The organism is Nonomuraea harbinensis (genome assembly GCF_019396385.1).
Taxonomy (GTDB): Bacteria; Actinomycetota; Actinomycetes; order Streptosporangiales; family Streptosporangiaceae; genus Nonomuraea; species Nonomuraea ferruginea.
On record NZ_JAHKRN010000001.1, the window covers coordinates 22720 to 44306 of the forward strand.

General features: G+C 72.3%; 22 protein-coding genes. 12 read left to right on the plus strand and 10 right to left on the minus strand.

All coding sequences use genetic code 11. From position 1 onward, the window contains the following. Nucleotides 1-57 precede the first annotated feature (57 nt). Entirely contained in the window at nt 58-525 is a 468-nt protein-coding gene (locus KME79_RS00140; protein ID WP_219542764.1) for a VanZ family protein, read from the minus strand. 221 nt (nt 526-746) lie between these two features. Here KME79_RS00140 and KME79_RS00145 point away from each other — a divergent pair, with 221 nt between their 5' ends. Genes KME79_RS00145 through kynU form a run of 6 tightly spaced genes read left to right on the plus strand, consistent with a single transcriptional unit; the run spans nt 747 to nt 5782 of the window. Further along, on the plus strand, nt 747-1544 hold the full coding sequence (locus tag KME79_RS00145) for a 2-keto-4-pentenoate hydratase (RefSeq protein WP_219542765.1): 798 nt from the start codon (nt 747-749) through the stop codon (nt 1542-1544). Then, on the plus strand, nt 1541-1975 hold the full coding sequence (locus KME79_RS00150) for a RidA family protein (RefSeq protein ID WP_148035581.1): 435 nt from the start codon (nt 1541-1543) through the stop codon (nt 1973-1975). The genes KME79_RS00145 and KME79_RS00150 overlap by 4 nt, the downstream gene beginning before the upstream one ends. After that, on the plus strand, nt 1972-2487 hold the full coding sequence (locus tag KME79_RS00155; protein ID WP_148035580.1) for a 3-hydroxyanthranilate 3,4-dioxygenase: 516 nt from the start codon (nt 1972-1974) through the stop codon (nt 2485-2487). Before KME79_RS00150 ends, KME79_RS00155 begins: the two co-directional genes overlap by 4 nt. Continuing rightward, on the plus strand, nt 2488-3459 hold the full coding sequence (locus tag KME79_RS00160; protein WP_219542766.1) for an amidohydrolase family protein: 972 nt from the start codon (nt 2488-2490) through the stop codon (nt 3457-3459). Between the two features lie 12 nt (nt 3460-3471). Next, the gene (locus KME79_RS00165; protein ID WP_219542767.1) at nt 3472-4584 is read left to right on the plus strand and encodes an ABC transporter substrate-binding protein; all 1113 of its coding nucleotides are present in this window, start codon (nt 3472-3474) and stop codon (nt 4582-4584) included. Continuing rightward, nucleotides 4541-5782: a kynureninase gene (kynU, locus tag KME79_RS00170; protein ID WP_219542768.1), complete on the plus strand. Its 1242-nt coding sequence runs from the start codon at nt 4541-4543 to the stop codon at nt 5780-5782. Before KME79_RS00165 ends, kynU begins: the two co-directional genes overlap by 44 nt. Here kynU and KME79_RS00175 read toward each other — a convergent pair. Both KME79_RS00175 and KME79_RS00180 read right to left on the minus strand, forming a co-directional pair. Continuing rightward, nucleotides 5775-6152, minus strand: a complete 378-nt coding sequence (locus KME79_RS00175) for an MmcQ/YjbR family DNA-binding protein (protein WP_219542769.1) — start codon at nt 6150-6152, stop codon at nt 5775-5777. The genes kynU and KME79_RS00175 overlap by 8 nt on opposite strands. Next, nucleotides 6149-7195, minus strand: coding sequence for a DUF2293 domain-containing protein (locus KME79_RS00180; protein ID WP_308248720.1), 1047 nt, complete (start codon nt 7193-7195; stop codon nt 6149-6151). The genes KME79_RS00175 and KME79_RS00180 overlap by 4 nt, the downstream gene beginning before the upstream one ends. A 92-nt stretch (nt 7196-7287) precedes the next feature. On the opposite strand from KME79_RS00180, the gene KME79_RS00185 reads away from it, so the two are divergent. Beyond that, a complete protein-coding gene (locus tag KME79_RS00185) occupies nt 7288-8094 on the plus strand; it encodes an FKBP-type peptidyl-prolyl cis-trans isomerase (RefSeq protein ID WP_219542771.1) in 807 nt (268 codons plus the stop codon). Here the strand turns inward: KME79_RS00185 and KME79_RS00190 are convergent. After that, nucleotides 8091-9482: an N-acetylmuramoyl-L-alanine amidase gene (locus KME79_RS00190; RefSeq protein WP_219542772.1), complete on the minus strand. Its 1392-nt coding sequence runs from the start codon at nt 9480-9482 to the stop codon at nt 8091-8093. The genes KME79_RS00185 and KME79_RS00190 overlap by 4 nt on opposite strands. Before the next feature lie 72 nt (nt 9483-9554). Further along, a complete protein-coding gene (locus KME79_RS00195) occupies nt 9555-10469 on the minus strand; it encodes a M23 family metallopeptidase (RefSeq protein ID WP_219542773.1) in 915 nt (304 codons plus the stop codon). 114 nt (nt 10470-10583) lie between these two features. On the opposite strand from KME79_RS00195, the gene KME79_RS00200 reads away from it, so the two are divergent. Beyond that, a complete protein-coding gene (locus tag KME79_RS00200) occupies nt 10584-13271 on the plus strand; it encodes an AfsR/SARP family transcriptional regulator (protein ID WP_219542774.1) in 2688 nt (895 codons plus the stop codon). A 17-nt stretch (nt 13272-13288) separates the two neighbouring features. Here the strand turns inward: KME79_RS00200 and mads6 are convergent, their stop codons facing one another. Next, nucleotides 13289-14638, minus strand: coding sequence for a methylation-associated defense system protein kinase MAD6 (gene mads6 / locus KME79_RS00205; RefSeq protein WP_219542775.1), 1350 nt, complete (start codon nt 14636-14638; stop codon nt 13289-13291). Between the two features lie 59 nt (nt 14639-14697). On the opposite strand from mads6, the gene KME79_RS00210 reads away from it, so the two are divergent. Both KME79_RS00210 and KME79_RS00215 read left to right on the plus strand, forming a co-directional pair. Next, nucleotides 14698-15324 (plus strand): type 1 glutamine amidotransferase family protein, encoded by a 627-nt coding sequence (locus tag KME79_RS00210; RefSeq protein WP_219542776.1) that lies wholly within the window; start codon nt 14698-14700, stop codon nt 15322-15324. Next, entirely contained in the window at nt 15321-15779 is a 459-nt protein-coding gene (locus KME79_RS00215; RefSeq protein WP_219542777.1) for a MarR family winged helix-turn-helix transcriptional regulator, read from the plus strand. Before KME79_RS00210 ends, KME79_RS00215 begins: the two co-directional genes overlap by 4 nt. Nucleotides 15780-15782: 3 nt before the next feature. On the opposite strand, the gene KME79_RS00220 is transcribed toward KME79_RS00215, so the two are convergent. Continuing rightward, nucleotides 15783-16262 (minus strand): C40 family peptidase, encoded by a 480-nt coding sequence (locus tag KME79_RS00220; protein WP_219542778.1) that lies wholly within the window; start codon nt 16260-16262, stop codon nt 15783-15785. 4 nt (nt 16263-16266) lie between these two features. On the opposite strand from KME79_RS00220, the gene KME79_RS00225 reads away from it, so the two are divergent. Continuing rightward, on the plus strand, nt 16267-16410 hold the full coding sequence (locus KME79_RS00225) for a hypothetical protein (RefSeq protein WP_219542779.1): 144 nt from the start codon (nt 16267-16269) through the stop codon (nt 16408-16410). 358 nt (nt 16411-16768) lie between these two features. Then, a complete protein-coding gene (locus KME79_RS00230) occupies nt 16769-17110 on the plus strand; it encodes an STAS domain-containing protein (RefSeq protein ID WP_219542780.1) in 342 nt (113 codons plus the stop codon). On the opposite strand, the gene KME79_RS00235 is transcribed toward KME79_RS00230, so the two are convergent. The 3 genes from KME79_RS00235 to KME79_RS00245 are packed head-to-tail and all read right to left on the minus strand — an operon-like array spanning nt 17107 to nt 21572. After that, nucleotides 17107-19221, minus strand: coding sequence for a terpene synthase family protein (locus KME79_RS00235; protein WP_308248721.1), 2115 nt, complete (start codon nt 19219-19221; stop codon nt 17107-17109). The genes KME79_RS00230 and KME79_RS00235 overlap by 4 nt on opposite strands. Beyond that, nucleotides 19218-20162, minus strand: coding sequence for a family 2B encapsulin nanocompartment shell protein (locus tag KME79_RS00240; protein ID WP_219542781.1), 945 nt, complete (start codon nt 20160-20162; stop codon nt 19218-19220). The genes KME79_RS00235 and KME79_RS00240 overlap by 4 nt, the downstream gene beginning before the upstream one ends. 9 nt (nt 20163-20171) lie before the next feature. Continuing rightward, the gene (locus KME79_RS00245; protein ID WP_219542782.1) at nt 20172-21572 is read right to left on the minus strand and encodes a family 2B encapsulin nanocompartment shell protein; all 1401 of its coding nucleotides are present in this window, start codon (nt 21570-21572) and stop codon (nt 20172-20174) included. Nucleotides 21573-21587: the final 15 nt, after the last annotated feature.

The following is a 21587-nucleotide window of genomic DNA, read 5'->3' on the forward strand; positions in this document are numbered from 1 at the left end:
TCTCTTTTTGAGCGGTGTGCGCCTGTGTGGTGACATCGGCCGGTTTTTGCGCAGCCGTTATCCCAGAATCGGTTCGCCCGTTACGGCTCTCGCCCACCAGCGGCGAGTAATCAGCGCCGCCGCCACCGCACCGGCCGTGTTGATCAGCACGTCGTCCACGGACGAGAACCGGCCGAGCCGCAGGACGTACTGCAGGGTCTCCACGAGCAGCGAGGCGGCCCCCGCGACGGCCGCCACGCGGGCCGGCGAGGCCATCCTGGCGGTGCGCACCGGGAGCAGCGCGCCGAGCGCGGCGAACACCAGCAGGTTGCCTCCGACCTGCACGAACGCCGTCTCCCACGGCGATCGGACCACCGCGGCGAGGTCGGCGAACGGGATCAGGTTGACGCCCTCCTGGCCGGTTCCCGGGGTGAGGATCATCCAGATCCAGGGCGCGGTGCCGGCCGCGATCCCGACGTCGGCGAGGGCGGTGCGCAGGGGCGCGGGGTGCCCGCGGCGGGCCCGGCGGCGCGACAGCAGCACCACGGCCAGAGCAGCGAGGGGAAGGGCAAAAGTACCAGCAATAATGACGTTTCCCCATAATTCCCACGTGCGCGCCACCGGACCATGATGTCCGCAGGCGACGGCTACGGGAAGATGACCCTCAGGACAGGTCCCGGCCGGGGAAGCGTGAGCGGCATGGCGCGCGTCGGCGCGGCGAGAGACGATGCTAAGAGACACGATCACGATCGAGCGGGAGTGACCCGATGCACGATGAATGGTCGCAGGCGGTCGACGGGCGAAGCCACGCGGCCGACCGGTTGGCGGAGGCCGCGCGGTCGGGTAAATCGTGCGAGCCGGTGCGCGACCTGGTCGGCACCGCGCAGGAGGCGTACGCCGTCCAGGAGATCAACACCCGGCGGGCCCTGGACGAGGGGCGACGGCTGGTCGGCCGCAAGATCGGCATGACGAACGTGCCGTTGCGGGAGAAGCTCGGCATCGACCAGCCGGACTACGGCATGCTTTTTGCGGATATGTCGTATTCCGATGGGCTTCCTATCCCCATCACGCGCTTCCTGCAGCCCAAGGTCGAGGCGGAGATCGCCTTCGTGATGGGCGCCGACCTGGTGGGCGGGCCGTTCACGGTGGCCGAGGTGATCAGGGCGGTCGACTTCGTGCTGCCGGCCATCGAGATCGCCGACTCCCGCATCGCCGACTGGGACATCACGCTCCCTGACACCATCGCCGACAACGCCTCCGCCGGCGCCTTCGTGCTCGGCAACACGCCCACCTCGCTGATGGGCTCCGACCTGCGGTCGGCCGGGATGCGGATGACCCGCGCGGACGCGGAGGTCTCCACCGGCTCGGGCGAGGCCTGCATGGGCCACCCGCTCAACGCCGCCGTGTGGCTCGCCGGCGCGCTGGGCCGCACCGCCTTCCCGCTCCGCGCCGGTGACGTGGTGCTGACCGGGGCGCTCGGGCCGGTGGTCCCGGCCGAGCCGGGCGACGTGTTCGAGGCCCACGTCGACGGGCTGGGCTCCGTCCGGGCGGTGTTCTCCCCGTGACACGCGATCGCGGCCGGGCGCTGCGGGTCGAGGGCAAGGCGACGCCGCGCGGCCGGTTCCCGCACGTGCGCCGGGCCGGCGACTTCCTGTACGTCTCGGGCACCAGCTCCAGAAGGCCGGACAACACCTTCGTCGGCGCCGAGGCCGACGAGCTGGGCGTCACCGACCTCGACATCCGCGCCCAGACCAGAGCCGTCATCGAGAACGTCGGCGACATACTCAAAGCCGCGGGCGGCTCGCTGGCCGACCTCGTCCAGATCACCGCCTACCTGGTGAACATGAACGACTACAAGGGCTACAACGAGGTCTACGCCGAGTTCTTCGACGAGGAGGGGCCCACCCGCACCACCGTGGCCGTCCACCAGCTCCCGCACCCGCACCTGCTGATCGAGATGCAGGCCGTCGCCTATCACCCCCTGGAGAGATCATGATCCCCCCGATCGACTTCACGAAGTGGATCGACGAGCACGCCCACCTGCTCAAGCCCCCGGTCGGCAACAAGGTGGTCTTCGAGGGCGCCGAGGACTTCATCGTCATGGTGGTCGGCGGGCCCAACTCCCGCACCGACTACCACGTCGACCCGTACGAGGAGCTCTTCTACCAGGTCCGCGGCAACATGCACGTCAACGTGATCACCGACAGGGGGCCGGAGACCGTGCACATCAGGGAGGGGCAGATGTGGCTGCTGCCCCCGTCCATGCCGCACTCCCCGCAGCGGCCCGAGGAGGGGTCGGTCGGGCTGGTGGTGGAGAGGATCCGGCCGGAGGGCACGCTGGAGAGGTTCCAGTGGTACTGCGAGCAGTGCGGCTCGCTGGTCCACGAGGTCGAGCTGCAGGTACGCGACATCGTCGCCGACCTGCCGCCGGTGTTCAACGCGTTCTACGCCGACGAGAAGGCGCGCACCTGCGCGGGCTGCGGCGCGCTCCATCCGGGCAAGGGCTGAATGGTCACTGACGTCCACACCCACTACGTGCCCAGGGGCTGGCCCGACCTGGGCTGGCCGGGGGCGCCCAGCCTGCGGGTGGAGTCCGAGCGGGAGGCGGTCATACTCGTCGGCGGCGCGGAGTTCCGCCGGATCCGTCACGAGTGCTGGGACCCCCGGGTGCGGCTGGAGTCGATGGACGCCGACGGGGTGGACCGGCAGGTGGTCTCGCCGACGCCGGTGTTCTTCGGTTACGACCGGCCGCCCGCCGAGGGCGTGCGGATCGCCAGGGTCTTCAACGACCTGGCGCTGGAGATCTGCGACGGCGACCGGCTGATCCCGTTCTGCCAGGTGCCGCTGCAGGATCCCGACCTGGCCTGCGAGGAGCTGGACCGGTGTCTCGCCAACGGGCACCGGGGGGTCGAGATCGGCAACCACGCCGGCGACCGCGACCTGGACGACGACGGGATCGTACGGTTCCTGGCCCACTGCGCCGACCGGGGCGTCCCGGTGTTCGTGCACCCGTGGGACATGCCGTCGGGGCCCCGGCTCGACCGGTGGATGGCGCGGTGGCTGGTGGGCATGCCTGCCGAGACCCATCTGTCGATCCTGGCGATGATCCTCGGCGGCGTGTTCGACCGCGTCCCCGACACCCTGCGCATCTGCTTCGCCCACGGCGGCGGGTCGTTCGCCTTCTGGCTCGGCCGGTTGGAGAACGCCTGGCACCGCAGGAAGGACGTGGTCGGCGTCTCGGAGAAGCCGCCGTCCGCCTATCTCGGCCGGTTCGGCGTCGATTCGGTCGTCTTCGACGAGCGGGCGCTGCGCCTGCTGGTCGACACCTTCGGCGAGGACCACGTCATGCTCGGCTCCGACTACCCGTACCCGCTGGGCGAGTCGCCCGCGGGCGAGCTGGTCAGGACCGCCGGGTTCCTCACCGACGGGGCGCGGGCCAAGCTGATGCGCCGCAACGCCGAGGTGTTCCTGGGCTGCTGAGGGGAGCTCACCATGCGGTTACCGCCCGTCGTCGGGCTGGTGGTGCTGATGGCGGCAGGCTGCGGCGGCGCCGCGCCGCAGCCGCCGCGGCACGAGGACGGCGAGGTCCGGGTGGGGGCGATCATCTCCCAGACCGGCGTCTACGCCCCGCTCGGGGACGAGATGGAACGCGCCATGCGCCTCTACCTGGAGGAGCACGGCGGCGAGCTGGGCGGCAGGCCCGCCAGGCTGGTCGTCGCCGACGACGGCGGCACCGCCGAGCAGGGCAGGCGGGCCGCCAGGGAGCTCATCGAGCGCGACCGGGTGGACGTGATCACCGGCCTGCTGGCCTCGCCGGTGGCCGAGGCGGTGGTGGCCGAGGCGGGGCGGACTCCCGTCGTGGTGGCCAACGCGGGGGCCGACGACCTGGGCGGGCCCGGCGTGTTCCGGGTGTCGTTCACCAACCACGCCCACGGGCACGCCGCGGGCCGCTACGCCGCCCAGGCCCACGGCCGCCGCCCCGCCGTGCTGATGGCCTCCGACTACTCGGCCGGCGTCGAGACCCTGGACGGCTTCGAGGAGGGGTACGGAGCCGGCAAGCTGGAACGCGTTCTCACCCCGTACGGCAGGACGCCGGACCTGGCGCCCTACCTGGCGCGGATCCCGGCGGAGGCGGAGCTGCTGTACGCGTTCTACGCGGGGGGCGAGGCGGTCGCCTTCGCCAAGGCGTTCAGGCAGCTCGGCTACGACACCAGGATCGACCTGCTGACCTGCCAGAACCTCACGGACGAGGACGTGCTGGCGGCCGTCGGGGCGGACGCGGAGGGCATCGTCAGCGTCGGGCTGTACGCGCCGGGGCTGGAGAACCCGGAGAACACCGCGTTCGTGGCGAAGTGGCAGACGCGGACCGGCCGGAACCCCTCGGTGGTGGCGGTGCAGAGCTGGGACGCCATGTCGCTGGTCGACCGGGCCGCGGCCCGGGGCGGTGACCTGACGGCCGAGCTGGGCGGGGTCGGCGAGTTACCCAGCCCGCGGGGGCCGCTGCGGCTGGACCCGGCAACACACGACCCGGTGCAGAACTGGTACGCCCGGCAGTACCAAAATGGTACAAATCGGGTTATCGCTACCGTTCCCCCGAAGGAGTGACCAGTTGCTGGATCGCGACCGCTGCCTCGCCCTGGACGCCGAGGACCCGCTGCGGGAGTTCAGGGAAGAGTTCGTGCTCCCCGAAGGCGTCATCTACCTCGTGGGCAACTCGCTCGGCGCGCTGCCGCGCCACGCCCCCGAACGGCTCCGCAGGGCGGTGGAGGACGAGTGGGGCGGTCAGCTCGTCGGCGGCTGGAACAGCGCGGGCTGGTACGACCAGCCGCTGACCCTGGGCGACCGGATCGCGCCCCTCATCGGGGCCGGGCCCGGCCAGGTCGTGGTGGGCAACACGACCTCGATCGCGATCCACCAGGCGGTCTCGGCGGCGGCGCGGCTGCGCCCGGGCAGGAAGGTCGTCGTCTCCGACGCGCGCAACTTCCCGACCGACCACTACATGGTCCAGGGGCTGGCGGAGTCGCTCGGGTACGAGGTGCGCGACGTGTCCGAGGGCCGGTTCGACGACGTGGCGGCGGTGCTGCTGTCGGAGGTCGACTACCGCACCGGCGAGCGCCAGGACGTGCCCGAGGTGACCGCCCGCGTGCAGGCCGCGGGGGCGCTGATGATCTGGGACGTCTGCCACAGCGTCGGCGCCATGCCCGTGGACGTGTCGGCCGCCGACTTCGCGGTCGGGTGCACGTACAAGTACCTCAACGGCGGGCCGGGGTCGCCCGCCTTCCTGTACGTGAACCCGCGCCACCAGGCCGATGCCGTGAACGTGCTGTCGGGCTGGTACGGCCACGCCGACCCGTTCGCGTTCGAGGCCGGCTACCGGCCGGCGCAGGGGATCAGGCGGTTCGCGGTGAGCACCCCGCACGTGCTGTCGTTCGCCGCCCTGGACGCGGCGCTGGACGTGTGGGAGCGGGTGCCGCTGCACCTGCTGCGCGCCAAGAGCGTGGCACTCGGCGAGCTCTTCGCCGGGCTGGTCGGCGACGCGCTGGAACCGGCCTCGCCCGCCGACCCCGAGCGGCGCGGCAGCCACGTCGCCTTCCGTCACCCCGACGGCTATCCGGTGATGCGGGCGCTCATCGACCGGGGCGTGCACGGCGACTTCCGCGCGCCCGACATCCTGCGGTTCGGGCTGGCGCCGCTCTACCTCCGCTACGTGGACGTGTACGACGCGGCGCGGACCCTGCTGGAGGTGCTGGACAAGGAGCTGTGGCGGGACGAGAAGTACGCCAGGCGGCTCGCCGTCACGTGACCCGGCCGTCGAGCTCCTTGACCGCCCGCTTGGTCGCGACGGCCCGGTAGCTCTCCTCGACCCAGTCGAGCAGCACCTCCGACGGCGGCAGCGGCGACTCCAGCGGCACCGTCACCCATCCGGCCTTGCCGAGCCCGTAGCCGCTGGGCGCCGCCCCCTCGACGGTGAGCGCGTGGCCGTGGGCCTCCGAGCTCAGCTTCACCCCGAACGTGGGGCGCCACTTTTCGGTGGGCTCCTCGACGCCGAGAAACAGGAAGATCTTCTTCCCGACCTTGACGACGGTGTCGCCCCACGGGTGGTCCTCCCACGCCTCGGGCAGGCCGAGCGCGAACGCGCGCAGCTCCTCCCGCACGTCGTGCCAGTCGCTCATCGCGGCCCCGCTCTGAACTCGGTCAGCTTGCGCTCGATGTCGTCCCTGATGCGCTCGCGGGCCTCCATCCGCGGCACGCCCGCCATCAGCATTCCGTCATACCCCGTGTCATGGTGACGGATGGACGCGACCACCGCCAGCGTGATCGCGTTCTCGTCCAGCGCCCTGGCCGCCGCCGTGCGGCCGACCCGGCCGCTGCCGCGCAGACCGGCGTGCTCGGCGATGGCGCGGGCCCGCTCCGGCGGGCAGCCGGGGAACAACCTGGCGATCTCGCCGGCCATCCGCCCCTGGAACACGATGTCCTGCTCGGCCCTGCGCTCCCGGTCGCGCTCGCGCCGCCGCGAACGCGCCTCCTCGTCGGCCAGGCACCGCTCCTCGGCCCTGGCCAGCGCCTCCTCCTCGACCAGCAGGCCCCTGCGCTGGTAGACCTTGCGCCGCCGGTCGAAGCGCACGACCACCGCCGCCAGCCCGCTCTCCTGCTTGGCCCGGCGGCTCAGCGCCGCGTTCCCCGACGGCAGGAACACCAGATGATCCAGGTCGGCGCAGGTCAGGCAGTGGGGCCGGTCATCCTCCATGATCAGGTAGGGGCCGGTGTCGGCGCAGCCGGCGCACGTCCACGCCTCCAGCGGCTCGACCGCGACCAGGTCGGGCGGCTTGGCCTGGCGCTCGGCGAGCCGCCGCACCCGCGACTCGCTCAGGTCGGGCGACAGCCAGTGGACGGTGAACGGCTCCTGCTCGGGATGCCCGGTGAAGCGCAGCGGGCGGCGGTCGCGGCTGCCCGACACGTACGGCGCCGGCATCGGGCGCAGCCCTTTGGCCCGTGCCCAGTCGCGCAGCAGGGCGGCCGTGGTGAGCAGGCGCTCGCCGTCGACCGCGGCCAGCTCGGCGAGCGTGGTCGCGCGGCCCTGCCGCCAGACGTCGACGTGTCGCGTGTGGAGCCAGCGCAGCCCCGTCACCACGTCGATGAACGTCACGTACTGGTGGTCGGCCAGCGCGATCTCGGCGGCCTGGGCGACCCTGCGGGCCAGGTTCGGCTTGCTCACGCCCCTTAGTGTGCCGCGCCTTTGTCGGCCGGTGGGCATCCCTTGTGCCGATCGCGGCGAGTATCCGGGCAAGCCCATCCTGCGGAGGAACCTTGCGCCTGCTCTGGCCCGCCCTGCTCGTGCTCGCCACGTCCTGCGGCACCGCCCCGGCCGCTCCGCCGCTGCCCGAGGTGAAAGGCGCGTTCGGCGCCAGGCCGCAGGTGATCATCCCGGCCGGCAAGCCCGGCCGCACGACGCGGGTGGCGGAGCTGGAGCCGGGCCGGGGGCGGGAGACGGCTCCCGGCGACGTGGTGCTGGCCGACGTCGAGCTCCGCCTCTGGCGGGGCAACCAGACCCGGGCGAGCACGTACGGCACCCACCGGCCGATCGCGATCGTCCTCGACGGGCGGCCGATCCCGCGCGTCTGGCGGGAGGCCGTCGTGGGCCGGCCGGCGGGCAGCCGGCTGCTGCTGGTCGGGCCCGCCGCGCAGGTGCTCGGCCCCGACCTGGACCTGGACGCGGGCGACCTGCCGCCGGGCGAGCCGCTGGTCGCGGTGGTCGACATCCTCGGCGGCTACCCGCCGGACGCCCGGCTGGTCGGCCGGCCGCTGCCCTCGCCGCCCGCCGGCCTCACGCCGGACGACCCGGCCCGCACGCTCATAGGGGGTTCGGGAGAGGCCGTGCGGGCCGGGTCGAAGGTGGTGGTGCAGTACGTGGCCGTCGACTGGCGGTCGAGGACCCTGGCGGACTCCTCGTACCGCACCGGCGGCCCCGCTGCCTTCACCCTGACCGGGGACGGCGCGCCGGCCGGCTGGGTCGAGGGGCTGCGCGGGCAGCGGGTGGGCGGCAGGGTCGCGTTCGGCTCGCCGCCCGAGGGGTTGCTCTACGTCGTCGACGTGGTGGACTGCGTCGACTGCTAGCCGCAGTGCTCGAACGGGCTGTCGTAGGTGGACGAGCCCGCCTTGCCGCCCCACTTGACGCACTTGCCGGCCGCCTGGGCGGTGACCGGGCCCGCGTAGTAGGAGAAGTTGCCCGAGTCGGTCTTCCTGGCGCTGCCCTGGACCTCCAGGTAGGCGCTGGTGGCGGTGGCCGTGCCGAGCGAGGTCCGCTTGATCGTGGTCACGCAGTTGCTGCCCGTGGTCGTGTTGTAGAGCAGGTAGACGGTGCCCGCCGTGCCCAGCGCGGCCGAGTCGATGACCTTGAACCCGCTGCCGCACACCTTCTCGGGCGTGTGCGGGTTGACGCTGCCGCCGGTCACGTAGCTCATGTACTTCGCCCAGTCCCAGTGCGGGCCGGGATCGGTGTGGTCGTTGCCGGGCACCTCGACGTGGCCGACGATGTGCGTGCGGTCCTTCGGGATGCCGTACCTGTCGGCGATGTTGCGGGTCAGCGCGGCCGACGCCCGGTACATCTGGTCGGTGAACCACGAGGCGTTGTCGACGAACCCCTCGTGCTCGATGCCGACGGAGCGCCGGTTCCAGTCCTTCGCGTGGAAGGCGCGGTCCTTCTCCCGCACCATCTGGGTGATCTGCCCGTCGGACGAGCGCACCAGGTAGTGCGAGGACGACTTGGCCGCCGGGTTCTGGAACCACGAGATCGAGCCCGCGTAGGTGCCCTGCATGACATGGACCACGATCCGGTCGATGCGGTCGCTCGACGGGCGGCTGGAGACCGCGTAGTTGGCGCTGTTCGCGGCCACCCAGAGCGCGCCGGGGTAGTCCACGGCCGCGGCGAGGGCGCGCGGCTGCTCGGCGTACTCGCCCTGGTCGGGCTGGACGGCCCGGGGCTTCACCTGGACGCCCGGGGCGTCCACGCCGGCGGCGAGCGTCTCGTACACCGCGTCGGCGTAGATCCTGGCCGTGGCGTCGTTCGCGGCGTGGGCGTACGCGGCCACGGCCGGATACCAGCGGCCGAGGTCGTCCCGCTGGGCGGCGCTCAGCCCGAGCGCGTCGGCCTCGGCCCGGAGCACGGCCGCGCCGCCGAGCACGTTGGCCGCGTCGTCCGACTTGAGCGCGGCGACCGGCTTGGAGGTCAGCTTCGCGGCCTGCTCCAGGGTCTTGGCGGTGGGGTTGCTGACCAGGTGCATGATGCCGTAGCCGCCGCTGGCGCTGGGCTCGCCCCGGTGACCGTCCAGCCGGGACTCCGCGTACGCGAGCGCCACGAGCAGGTCGCGCGGCACGTCGTAGGCGGCCGCCGCGCGGTCGAACGCCTGCGCCAGGGGGTTCTGGGCGGTCTCGGTGGAGGCGTGCGCGGCCGTCGTGCCGGACAGCGCCAGCAGCCCGGCCACGATGAGGATCTTGGACTTCACGTCACTTCCGCTTCGGAGAAGGGATGGGGAAGGGAACCGCCCCGCCGCGGGTGCGCGGCGGGGCGGAGAGGCTCAGCTGCCGCAGTGCTGGAACGGGCTGTCGTGGGTGGACGAGCCCGCCTTGCCGCCCCACTTGACGCACTTGCCGGCGGCCTGGGCGGTGACCGGGCCCGCGTAGTAGGAGAAGTTGCCCGAGTCGGTCTTCCTGGCGCTGCCCTGGACCTCCAGGTAGGCGCTGGTGGCCGTGGCCGTGCCGATCGACGAGTGCTTGATCGTGGTGACGCAGTTGTTGCCGTTGGAGGCGTTGTAGAGCAGGTAGACGGTGCCCGCCGTGCCCAGCGCGGCCGAGTTGATCACGCTGTAGCCGGCGCCGCAGACCGAGGTCGGGGTGTGCGGGTTGGTGCTGCCGCCGCCGCAGTTGCGCGAGGTCAGCGTCTGGTTCGGGTAGCCGAAGGTGACCCCGTTGAAGACGGCCTTGCGGACGTTCGACGGGTAGCTGGTGCCCTGGCGGACCTCGTAGTGCAGGTGGGCGCTGATGTTGTTGCCCGGCTTGCTGGTCTTGCCCACGGTGCCGATCTTCTGGCCCTGCGCCACCGACTGGCCCACGCTGACCGAGCGGGCGTTCAGGTGGGCGTAGTAGGTGGACCAGCCGCCGCCGTGGTCGATCTTGACCAGGTTGCCGAAGCCGTTCGTCGAGCCCTGGTGCGAGGAGATCACCACGGTGCCCGACGCGGCCGCCACCACGGTGTCGCCGAGGTCGGCGTCGGCGCTGCCGCCCCGGTTGAAGTCGATCTCGTACGACTGGTGGGCGCTGCTCGCGTTCGAGTTGCCCGTCCACGCCTGGCCGCAGGGGAACGGCAGCTGGAAGTTGGTGGCGAGCGCCTGCGCCTGCTGCGTCTCCGCCTGCCTGTCGGCGGCGGCCGCGGATGCCGTGCCGAGGCTCATCAAGAGAGCGGCTCCGGCCACGATTGCTCCGCTGATCTTCATCAGGTGATCCTTTCGGGGGCGATCTCTCTCACCCAGGGTCGGGATAACCCGTACAGAAAGCGTCCAGAACCGGTACAACAAGCTGTCAGGCCTCATAGAGGAGCTGATGCGGTCATGACGGTCACCTTTCATGTGCTCGGACCGCTGGAGGTACGGTCGGCGGGTCAGCCGGTCCGGATCTCCGGCAGAAAGCCACGCCTGCTGCTCGCCACTCTGCTGCTGCACGCCAACCACGTGGTCGGCGCCGACGACCTGGTCGAGGTGCTCTGGCCGGAGCGCGCGCCCCGCTCGGCCCTGGCCAACCTGCGCACCTACGCCAGCTCGCTCCGGTCCGACCTGGCCGGGACCGGTGAGGAAGCCGGCAGCCGGCTGCGCGGCGAAGGCTCCGGCTACGCGATCGACGTGCCCGGCGGCGCGCTCGACCTGCTCGCCTTCGAGGAGCTGGCCGGCCAGGCGCGCTACGCCGACGCGCTCGCGCTCTGGCGCGGCGCGCCGCTCGCCGACCTGCCGGGCAGCCCGCTGTGGGACCGCCGGCTCGAACCCCTGCACGGCTTACGCTTACGCGCCGCGGAGGAGCTGATCGGCCAGCGGCTCGCGTCGGGCGACCACGCCGGGGCGGTGAGCGAACTGCGCGGACTGCTGGGCGAGCACCCCTACCGGGAGGACCTGTGGTCCAGGCTGCTGCTGGCCCTGCACGGCGGCGGCAGGAGGGCCGAGGCGCTGCGCACCTACGCCTCGGTGCGGGCCAGGCTGGTGGACGAGCTGGGCGTGGAGCCCGGCACCGAGCTGCGCCGCGCGTACGAGACGATCCTCGCCGACGAGCCGGCGCCCGCCGCGCCGCACCAGCTCCCGCCCGACGTGCCCGACTTCATCGGGCGCGAGGCCGAGCTGGCGGCGCTGGCCGGGCCGTTCCCGCTCGCGACGATCTCCGGGCCACCCGGCGTGGGCAAGTCCGCGCTGGCGGTACGGGCCGCGCTGGCCCTGCGCACCCGCTTCCCGGCGGGCCAGCTCTACCTCGACCTCGACGGCAGGGAGCCGGGCGACCTGCTCGCCGAGGCGCTGCGGGCGCTCGGCATGGAGTCGCCGCCGCCGACCGTGCGGGAGCGCTCGGCCCTGCTGCGCTCGCTGCTCGCCGAGCGGCCGATGCTGCTGCTGCTCGACGACGCGCTCGACGCCGCCCAGGTGCGCCCGCTGCTGCCGGGCAACGACAGCTCCGTGATCGTGACCAGCAGGCGCCGCATCACCGAGCTGCCCGGCGCGCTCCACGTCGACCTGGCCGAGCTGCCCCAGGAGGAGGCCCTGCTGCTGCTCGGCCGGATCGCGGGCGCCGACCGGGTGGCGCGCGAACGCGCCGACGCGCTGGCCATCGTCGACGCCTGCGCACGGCTGCCGCTGGCGCTGCGCAGCGCCGGGTCCCGGCTCGCCGGGCGGCCCGGCTGGTCCCTGGCGGTGCTCAGGCAACGCCTCCAGGACGACAGGCTCGGCGAGCTGAAGGAGGTCCGCGCCTGCCTGGAGCGCAGCTACCGCCACCTGCCGGCCGAGGCCGCCCGCACGCTGGGCACCCTCGGCCTGCTCGGCGCGCCCGCCCAGCCCGGCTGGGTGGTCGGCGCCGCGCTGGACCGGCCCCGCGCCGACGACGTGACGGACCTGCTCGTCGACGTGAACCTGCTGGAGGTGGCCGGCACCGACCTCGTCGGCCAGCCCCGCTACCGGTTACCCGACCTGATCCGCCGGCACGCGCTCGAACGCCGCCCCGACCCGCAGGGCGTGGCCAGGGTGCTGGCCGCGTGGACGGCGACCACCGAGCACGCCATGGCCAGGCTGCCCACCACCGTCTTCAGCCTCACCGCCGCCGGGGCGCCGCGCTGGCGGCTGCCCGAGCAGACCCTGGACCGGCTCACCGCCGACCCGCTCACCTGGTTCGAGACCGAGCACGAGGCGCTGGCCGGCGCGGTGTCCGTGGCCGCCGAGGCCGGTCTCGCGGCCTCCGCCTGGGGCCTTGCCGCCGCCATGGTGCCGTACCTTGACCTGCACTGCCACCTGGACACCTGGCAGCGCACCCACGACGTCGCGCTGGCCGCCGCCCGCGCCGCCGGCGACACGTACGGGGAGGCCGCGATGCTGCGCGGCCTCGCCCAGGTCGCGCTCTACCGGGACCGGTACGAGGAGGCGGCCGAGGGCTTCACCCGTGCCCGCAGGCTCTTCCGTGAGCTGGGGGACCTGCGGGCGGAGGCCACCTCGGTCTGCGGGCTGGGCGCGGTCAGCCAGTTCAGCGGCCGGCACGCCCGCTCGCTCGACCAGTTCAAGCAGGCGCTGGCCATGTTCCTCGCGGCGGGCGACCAGCACGGCGAGGCGTTCACCCGGCAGGCCATCGGGCGGGCCTGCATCAAGGCCGGCGACCTGGCGCAGGCGTCGGAGTCGCTCGGCCAGGCGATGCGGCTGGCCCAGGACCTCGGCGACGCGCACCGTGAAGGCTGCGTCTGCCTGCAGATGGGCACGCTGCACCGGGCCATGTCGTTCCACCGGCACGCCCTGGAGATCTTCGAGTCGCTCGGCGACCGCCACTGCGGGGCGTACGCGCTGCAGAGCCTGGCCGGGCTGCAGGTGGACCGCGGCGAACTGGCCCCCGCCTCGGCGGGGCTGGAGCGGTCGCTGCTGGTCTTCCGCGAGCTGGGCGACCGCAGCGGCGAGGCCTCCGCCACCCAGCTGCTCGGCGAGCTGCACCGCTCCGCCGGCCGCACCGGCCTCGCCCTCGACTACCTCGAACACGCCAGCCTGCTGCGCCGTGAACTCCCCGCCTGAACCGCGATCGCTCCAGGTCAGCCGTTCGTCAGGCGGCGGAAGAGCCACTTGAAGCGGGAGCCGCCACCGCGCGCCGAGCCCTCCAGGGCGGCCAGCGACTCCTCCGCGGTGGGGCGCTTGGCCGGGACGAGGTCGATCATCCGCCGCACCACCTCCGGCACGTCCGCCCGCCCATAGGCGTCGGCGCTGGTCGGCAACGCGCCGGTCAGGAGCTGGTAGGCGATCACGCCCGCCGCGTACACGTCGGCGGCGGCGGTCATCCGGTCAGGACGCTCCTGGCACTCGGGCGCGACGTAGTGGGCGTCGAGCACGTTGTGGAGCTCGTGCACCACCGTGTAGTCGCGCGGCCCCGGCTTGGCGTAGTCGAACCCGGTCAGCACCGCGTGGCCGTCGTCGGTCACCAGCACGCTGGCCGGGGTGAGCGCACGGTGGATCACCCCGTGGGCGTGCGCGTGGGCCAGGCCGCGCAGCATGTCCTGGATCACGCCCAGCCGCTCGCCGCTGCCCAGCCGCAGATGGAGCGCCTGGCCGTGGACGTCGTCCAGCACCAGCACGAACCGGCTCTCGTCGTCGATGGCGAAGAAGTCGCGCGAGCGCACCACGCACGGGTGGGGAGGGATGCGGGCCAGGGTCTGGTAGGCGTTGGCGATGCGCTGCCGCTCGGCCGCCCTGGACGCCTGGTCGGCGAGCGGGTCGGCCTGGTAGACCCGGAGCAGCACGGTCTCGCTGCCCGGCAGCGTGGCGTTGAACGCGCGGTATTCGGTGACCCGCGCGTCGCCGCCGAGCTGCTCCTCGACCTCCCAGTTGCCGAAGCGAGGAGGCGTGGTGCTGCGGCGTACGGTCTGGTTGAGCGCGTCGAGCACGGCGGACAGGTAGGGGCGCACGTCGGGGCTGCAGCCGCGCCTGACCCGGGAGACGTCGCCCAGCGTCGCGATCAGGCCGGACAGGTCGGTGACGTTGACCGCGTCGCGCCCGGCCGGGTCGACCAGCCGCGCGTCGGGGGAGGTGAGCACCACCAGGCTGTCGACGTAGACCCGCTCCAGCTGGGTGGCCCGGGAGACGAGCAGGCCCTTGAGCGCCTTGGCGGTGCCGCGCAGCTTGGTGACCGGTGAGCCGAACGCCTCCCTGCGCGGGGGGAACCAGCGCGAGCCGGACACCTCGATGCGGCCCCTGGTGCCCTTGACGTCGACGACCACCAGCGCGTGGCGGGTCAGCACGATCAGGTCGACCTCGAAGACGTCGTCGCCGCGCGGCACCTCCACGTTGTGCAGCAGGAGCCAGTCGGCGGGCGCGTTGTCTCTCAGGAAGGCGATCACGCGCCGTTCGGCGTCGTTGACCGGCCTCCCGCCCCCGACGATCTCTGCCATGGCCCTATCCTCGCACGAAATGGATTGACAACATGCTGTCGAAATGACAGTATGTTGTCATGAGTGAAGCGAAGAGAACGATCCATGTGGCGGCTTACGACACCATGGCCGACTGGGAGGTCGGGCACGCGACGGCTCATCTGCGCACCGGCCGCTTCCACCGCGACCAGAGCGGCTTCGAGATCGTCATGGTCGGTCTCACCCGCGACCCCGTCACCACCATGGGCGGCCTGCGGGTCACGCCCGACCTGGCGCTCGACGAGCTCTCGCCCTCGGGGAGCGCGCTGCTCATCCTGCCCGGCGCCGCCACGTGGGACGAGGGGGACGACCTCACGCCGTTCGCCCGCACCGCCCGCGCGTTCCTCTCCGATGGGGTCCCGGTCGCCGCGATCTGCGGCGCCACGGCCGGTCTCGCACGGGAGGGCCTGCTCGACGGGCGCGCCCACACCAGCGGCGCGGTGCAGTACCTGGAGGCCCAGGAGGGCTACTCCGGCGCCGCCCGCTACGTCGAGACGGACGCGGTCACCGACGGCGACCTCATCACGGCGGGCCCCACCGAGCCGGTGGCCTTCGCCCGCGAGATCTTCCTGCGGCTCGACGTCAACCGGCCCGAGGTCGTCGACGCGTGGTACCGGCTGTTCTCCCGCAGCGACGCCTCGGCGTACGAGGTGCTGATGTCGGCGTGAGCGGCGCCTCGCCCGAGACGGTGGAGCTGCTGTCGGACGCCGCTCTCACGGTCTTCCGGCTCAACGGGCAGTTCCTGGAGGTGGCCGAGTCGCTGGCCCGTCCGGCCGGGCTGACGGCCGCCTGGTGGCAGGTGCTCGGGGCGGTGCTGCGTGAGCCGCTGCCGGTGGCCGGCATCGCCAGGGTGATGGGCATGACCCGCCAGGGCGTGCAGCGGGTCGCCGATCTGCTGGTGGAGAAGGGCCTGGCCGAATACCTGCCGAACCCGGCGCACAAGCGCGCCAAGCTCCTCACCCCGACCGATGAGGGCAGGGCGGCCGTCGCCAGGATCGTCCCCGGCCACCGGGAGCTGGCCGCCACCCTGGCCGCCGAGCTGGGCGCGGACGGCTTCCACGCCTGCGTGGAGTCCCTGCGGCGGCTCAGCGCCGCCATGGACCGCATCCAGCGGACCTCCTGAGCCTCACCAGTCCGGCTCCACGCCCGGGCGGACCGCGCCGATGTAGGTGGGCCTGTCCACCGGTTCCACCCGTACGGTGGCGCCGGTGAACGGGGCGTTGACCATCCGCTTGCGGTTGATCGCGATGCCGACGTGCTCCGGCCCGCGGCGGCGCGGGTTACTGTCGTAGAAGACCAGGTCGCCGGCGCGCACCTCGTCCCTGGGGATCCGGATCCCGTCCTCCCACTGCCTCTGCGAGGTGCGGCTGATGGTCACGCCCACCCTGGCCCACGCGTACTGGGCCAGTCCCGAGCAGTCGAAGCCCCAGGTCTTGGCGCCGCGCCCGATCCCGTAGCCGGGCCCGCGCGTGCCGCCTCCGCCCCACGAGTACGGGAGCCCGATCGCTTCCAGGGCGGCGTCGGCCACCACCCGGCCGGGCCGCGGATACCACGGCCGGTCGTCGTAACATTCGACCGCGTACGGGTCGAAACAGTCGTGTGCCATTGCCGTGGCGGAATTCAAGGTTCCGGGAAAAGCGCACGCCATGGCCGTGGCGATAAGTATGCGTACTGCCCGCATCTGGATATTCACCGCTTCTGCCTTGTCGGTCACGCCGATCCTCGCCGCCGGCGCGGCACCGCTCGTCCCCTGATGAATGCTCCCGGCCTATAGGCATAAAACGCCTTTTAACCAGGCCGGATGCACGTATGGCGACAAGCTGAAAATGCGTCCACAATGGCCCACGACAAAAGCGGATCAGCTCGGACATATCGCCACTAAGAAGCGGCAGGAGATATTCGCTATCCCGAAAAGGGCTTGGTTTTTCCGTGAGCGCCTCCGCTCGCCCGCCGGTCGAGGCGCGGCCCCGCCCGTTCACGAGATGGTGTGAATACGGTCATTTCATGGCGAAGATTACATAAGTCGGCATATTGCGTGTATCGTGGGCAGCGGCCGGTGTTTCGGCCGCAGGGCTCGCCGGCAACCCCCTGAGACCGAGTGGGGGTGTGCGCATGATGAGCGATGACATGGGGCGGCTGCTCTACGAGGACGCCCAGCTGCGGATCATCGCGCGGAGCGGTTCGGACGCTGTCCTCCTGGTGGGCGAGGTCGACGTCACCAACAGTTCGGCGCTCGAACGTACCCTGCGATCCGCGTGGCACGGCGGCGAGCCGCTGACCGTCGACACCGGCGCGCTGACCTTCGTCGACCTGTCCGGCCTGCGGGTGCTGGTCATGCCCGCGGTGCCGCCCGGCCGGCGGTGGATCCGGCTGGTCAACGTGACACCGTTCCAGAGACGGCTGATGGGCCTCATGGGCTGGCACCATGAGGCCCGCGCGCAGCCGCTGGTCTAGATGACCGACAGGGCCGCCGTGCCCAGCCCCGTCGGCCCGGACGGCAGGCCGCGGAAGGGCCGGTTGTGCCGCCGCAGGGACTCCTCGTCGTAACGGCGGCAGTCGCGGTGCCAGACGAGGATCCCGGACATCCAGTTCTCCAGGTCCCGCACGTAGCCGTCGAGCGCCTGCCCGGCCCGCTCGTCCAGCCCGAGGTCGGCGCGGAGCACCGGCAGCTCGTGCGCGGCCACGTGCTGGAACTGCCGCATCCGCGACTCCATCAGGTCGACCACGATCCGCAGGCCCTCCGGATAGCCGCAGCCGAAGAAACTCTGCACCACCAGCACCCCGTTGTGGATCTCACCCTCGAACTCGATCTCCTTCTGGTACGAGAACACGTCGTTGAGCAGGCAGGCGTAATCCTGCGCGGCGTTCTCCAGCGACTTGAGCGGCCCGCTCGCGTACACCTCGGGAGGGATCTCGTCGGCGCGGGCCAGCCGGCACAGGCTCATCGTCAGGTCGGAGCCGAACGTCAGCCGCCGCATCTCGACGTAGTCGACCGGTTCGGGGATGCGGTGCGCCGCCTGGTTGGCCAGCTCCCACACCCAGCTCTCGGTCATGTCCGCGACGGACCGGCGGAACGCGCGCCGCGCCGCCTCGCTCATCGGCCCGGCCGAGCGCCGCCACAGGTCGGCCAGCGAGCGCTCCAGCGCGCTCGCGGGCGTCGCGAAGGTGACGCCGTCGAGCGGCATGAACCCCGGCAGCCGGGCCACCGCGGCCCGCGCGGCGACCAGGTTGCGCCCGAACACCTTCGGGAAGTAGTCGTCGCCGTACGTCCCCCAGGCCAGCCAGGCCGACGACAGGTCCAGCTCCTCAGGCGTGGCGTCCGGGTGGATGCCGGCCGCGCACAGCGGCAGGTCGTAGTCGGCGAGCTTCTCCTCGTCCCACACGGCCACGTCGAGTATGCCCATCCGGCGAGCCCACGCGGCCAGGTTGCGCCGGGCCCCCTCCAGGTGCGGGGAGAGCCGCGCGGTGAACGGCATGAAGAGGTCGGGCACCCGGGCCGGCCCCACCCGCTGGTACGGGACGTGCTGATGGGAGCGGAACCGGTGGAGCCCCAGCGACGCCATGCCGAGCCCCGGCCCCGGTGCGGCCTTGGTGTAGCGGCTGGACCGGGCGTGCCACTCGTGCCCGCCCGACTGCCAGTCCTGCAGCCCCTTGACGTACGCCAGCACGCCGCCACAGCTGACCGGGTCGATCCGGTGCTCGGCCAGCAGCGGCCCCAGCTCGGTGGCGAAGGTGTGCTCGAACTGCTGCAACCGTGCCGTGAGCAGGTCGTTGACCGCGTCCGCCGCCTGCTGCGTGGTGCACTCCAGGAACGTCTCCAGGACCAGCACCCCGTTGCTCAGCTCGCCCTCCTCACCGGTCTCCCGCTGGTAGGAGAACAGGTCGTTGCGCAGGTGGACCCCGTCGGCGAAGGTGTCGCGCAGCACCCGCATCGGCCGCGACCCGGCGATCACGTCCGGCACCTCGGCTCCCACGGCGTGCTCGACCAGCCCGGCCGACCAGGGCGCCCCGCCGACCTTGCGGCGCATCTCGATGTACTCGACCGGGTTCGGCACCCGGCCCGCGTTGATGTTGGACAGCTCCCACAACGACTCGTCCAGGAGCGCCTTGGTGCTCTCGGCGAACCGCGCACGCCACCCGGGCGACGTCCCCGGCACCGTGCGCGCCCACAGGTCGGCCAGCCCCGCCTCGACCGGGTTGCCCGGCTCGGGCACGGCGGCCCCCTGCTCCAGCGGCATGAACGCGGGCATCCGGTCCAGGTAGGCCTTGCCGCCCTCCCGGTCGCCCGGCCGCTTGAACACCTCCAGGAAGTGGTCGTCGAAGAAGAACACCCACACGTACCAGTCGGTCACCAGGCACAGCTCGGCGGCGTCGCAGTCGGGATGGGTGTACGCGCACAGCAGCGCGTAGTCGTGGGCGTCGAGGTCGTCGGTGGTCCAGACGCCCGAGCCCTCCAGCATCCCCATGCCCCGCGCCCATTGCCTGGCGTGGGTCCTGGCCTCCTCCAGATGCGGGTTGAGCCGCGCCGGATGCGGCAGGTAGAAGTCCGGCATGTCGAAGCTCACCCGTACACCTCCACGCCGTCGAGCACGCCGAGCGCGTCGGGGACGAGCACGGCGACCGAGTAGTAGGCGCTGACGAGGTAGGTGGTGATGCCCCGCTCGTCGATGCCCATGGCCCGGACGCTGAGCCCCGGCAGGTGCTCGTCGGGGATGCCGGTCTGGTGCAGCCCGACCACGCCCTGGTCCTCCTCGCCGGTGCGGAAGGCCAGGATCGAGCTGGTGCCCGACCGGCTGATCGGGATCTTGTCGCAAGGCAGGATGGGCACGCCGCGCCAGGCGGTCATCCGGCTGCCGTCGACCTCGACGCTGTCGGGGTAGACGCCCGTGGCGCTGCACTCACGGCCGAACGCCGCGATGGCGAGCGGGTGCGCCAGCATGTAGCGGGTCTTGCGCCGGCGGGTCAGCAGCGCGTCCAGGTCGGACGGGCCGGGCCGCCCCGAGCGGGGGGTCAGCCGCTGCTTCGGGTCGGCGCTGTGCAGCAGCCCGAACCGGGGGTTGCCGACCAGCTCGCGCTCCTGCGCCTCGCGCACCGCCTCGACGGTGAGCCTGAGCTGCTCCTTGGTCTGGTCCATCGTGTCGCTGAACAGGTCGGCGACCCTGGTGTGGACCCGCAGCACGGCCTGGGAGACGCTCAGTTCGTACTCGCGCGGGCTGGGATCGTAGTCGGGGAACGTGCCGGGCAGCCGCGGCTCCCCCCGGTGGCCGGACGCCAGGTCGATCGCGACCTCCCCGCGCCTGTTCAGCGGGCGCGGGTCGGGCCTCTCGGGTGAGGGGGTGAGCCGGCGGTTCACCCGGTAGCTCCCCGCGGAGAGCTCCACCCACGGCAGCGCGCGCAGCAGCCACCGGGGGGAGCTCTCCTGCGTATGGGGAGCCGTCTTGGTCGTCGTGGCCAGCGTGCGAGCCCCGGGCGTGCCGAGGCTCAGCGGCCGTTCCAGCTCGGTCAACCGGGGCACCTAGTCCTCGCGGCCGATCTCTACGTCCTCAAGCACGGCCAGCGCGTCGGGAACCAGGACCGCGGCCGAGTAGTAGGCGCTGACCAGGTAGGAGATGACGGCCTTCTCGTTGATGTTCATGAACCGGACCGACAGGCTCGGTTGGTACTCGTCGGGGATGCCGGTCTGGTGCAGCCCGATCACGCCCTGGTTCTCCTGCCCGGTGCGCATGAGCATGACCGAGCTGGTCCGCTGCGCGCTGATCGGGATCTTGTTGCACGGGAAGATCGGGACGCCCCGCCAGGCGGGCACCCGGTGGCCGCTCACCTCGGCGGCCTGCGGGTAGAGGCCGCGCTTGCTGCACTCCCTGCCGAAGGCGGCGATGGCCTGCGGGTGGGCCAGGAAGAACGCCGGTTCCTTCCACACCTTGGCCAGCAGGTCGTCCAGGTCGTCGGGGGTGGGCGGGCCGGTGCGGGTGCGGATGCGCTGGGCGAAGTCGGCGTTGTGCAGCAGCCCGAAGTCGCGGTTGTTGATCAGGTCGTGTTCCTGCCGCTCGCGCAGCGCCTCGATGGTCAGCCTGAGCTGCTGCTCCAGCTGGTTCATCGGCTGGTTGTAGAGGTCGGAGACCCGGCTGTGGACGCGCAGGACGGTCTGCGCCACGCTCAGCTCGTACTCACGCGGGCTCAGCTCGTAGTCGACGAACGTGCCGGGCAGCGTCGCCTCGCCGCTGTGGCCGGAGGACATCTCGATCGCGGCCTCGCCGTGGTCGTTGCGCGCCCGCTCACCGCCCGCCTGCCACGCCTCCAGGTGGTCGCGCAGCCCTGGCGAGCGGTCCAGCAGCGCCTGGAAGTCCTCGCGGGAGAGCGTCAGCAAGGTGGTGGCGGTCCTGGCGCGGGCCGAGAACTCCCAGGTGCCGCCGGAGGTGAGCATCGAGTCGCCCAGATGGTCGCCGTCGGCCAGCACGCCGAGGTTCTGCTCGTCGCCGTAGGCGCCCTGGGCGACCCTGCCGACGCGGCCGTGGGCGATCAGCACGAGCTGGTCGACGGGCTCGCCCTCGCGGACGATCTCGTCGCCCGGCTCGACCTCGCGCTGGGCGAACCGGTACGCGAGCGCCTCCAGGACCTCGATGTCGTCGAAACCGCGCAGCATCGGCAGCTCGCACAGCTCGGCGGGGACCACCCGCACCTCGGCGCCGCTCGTGCTGAACGTGATCCGGCCGTCTCCGAGCGTGTACGTGAGCCGCCGGTTGACGCGGAAGACGCCGCCGGAGGTCTGCGTCCAGGGCAGGAGCTTGAGCAGCCACCGTGAGGTGATCTCCTGCATCTGCGGCGGGGTCTTCGTGGTCGTCGAGAGGTTGCGCGCGGCCTCGGTGCTGAGGCTCAGCTGCTGGCCTGCCGCGGCGGAGTCGGTCGTCTCGGTCATTCGGGCACCACCCAT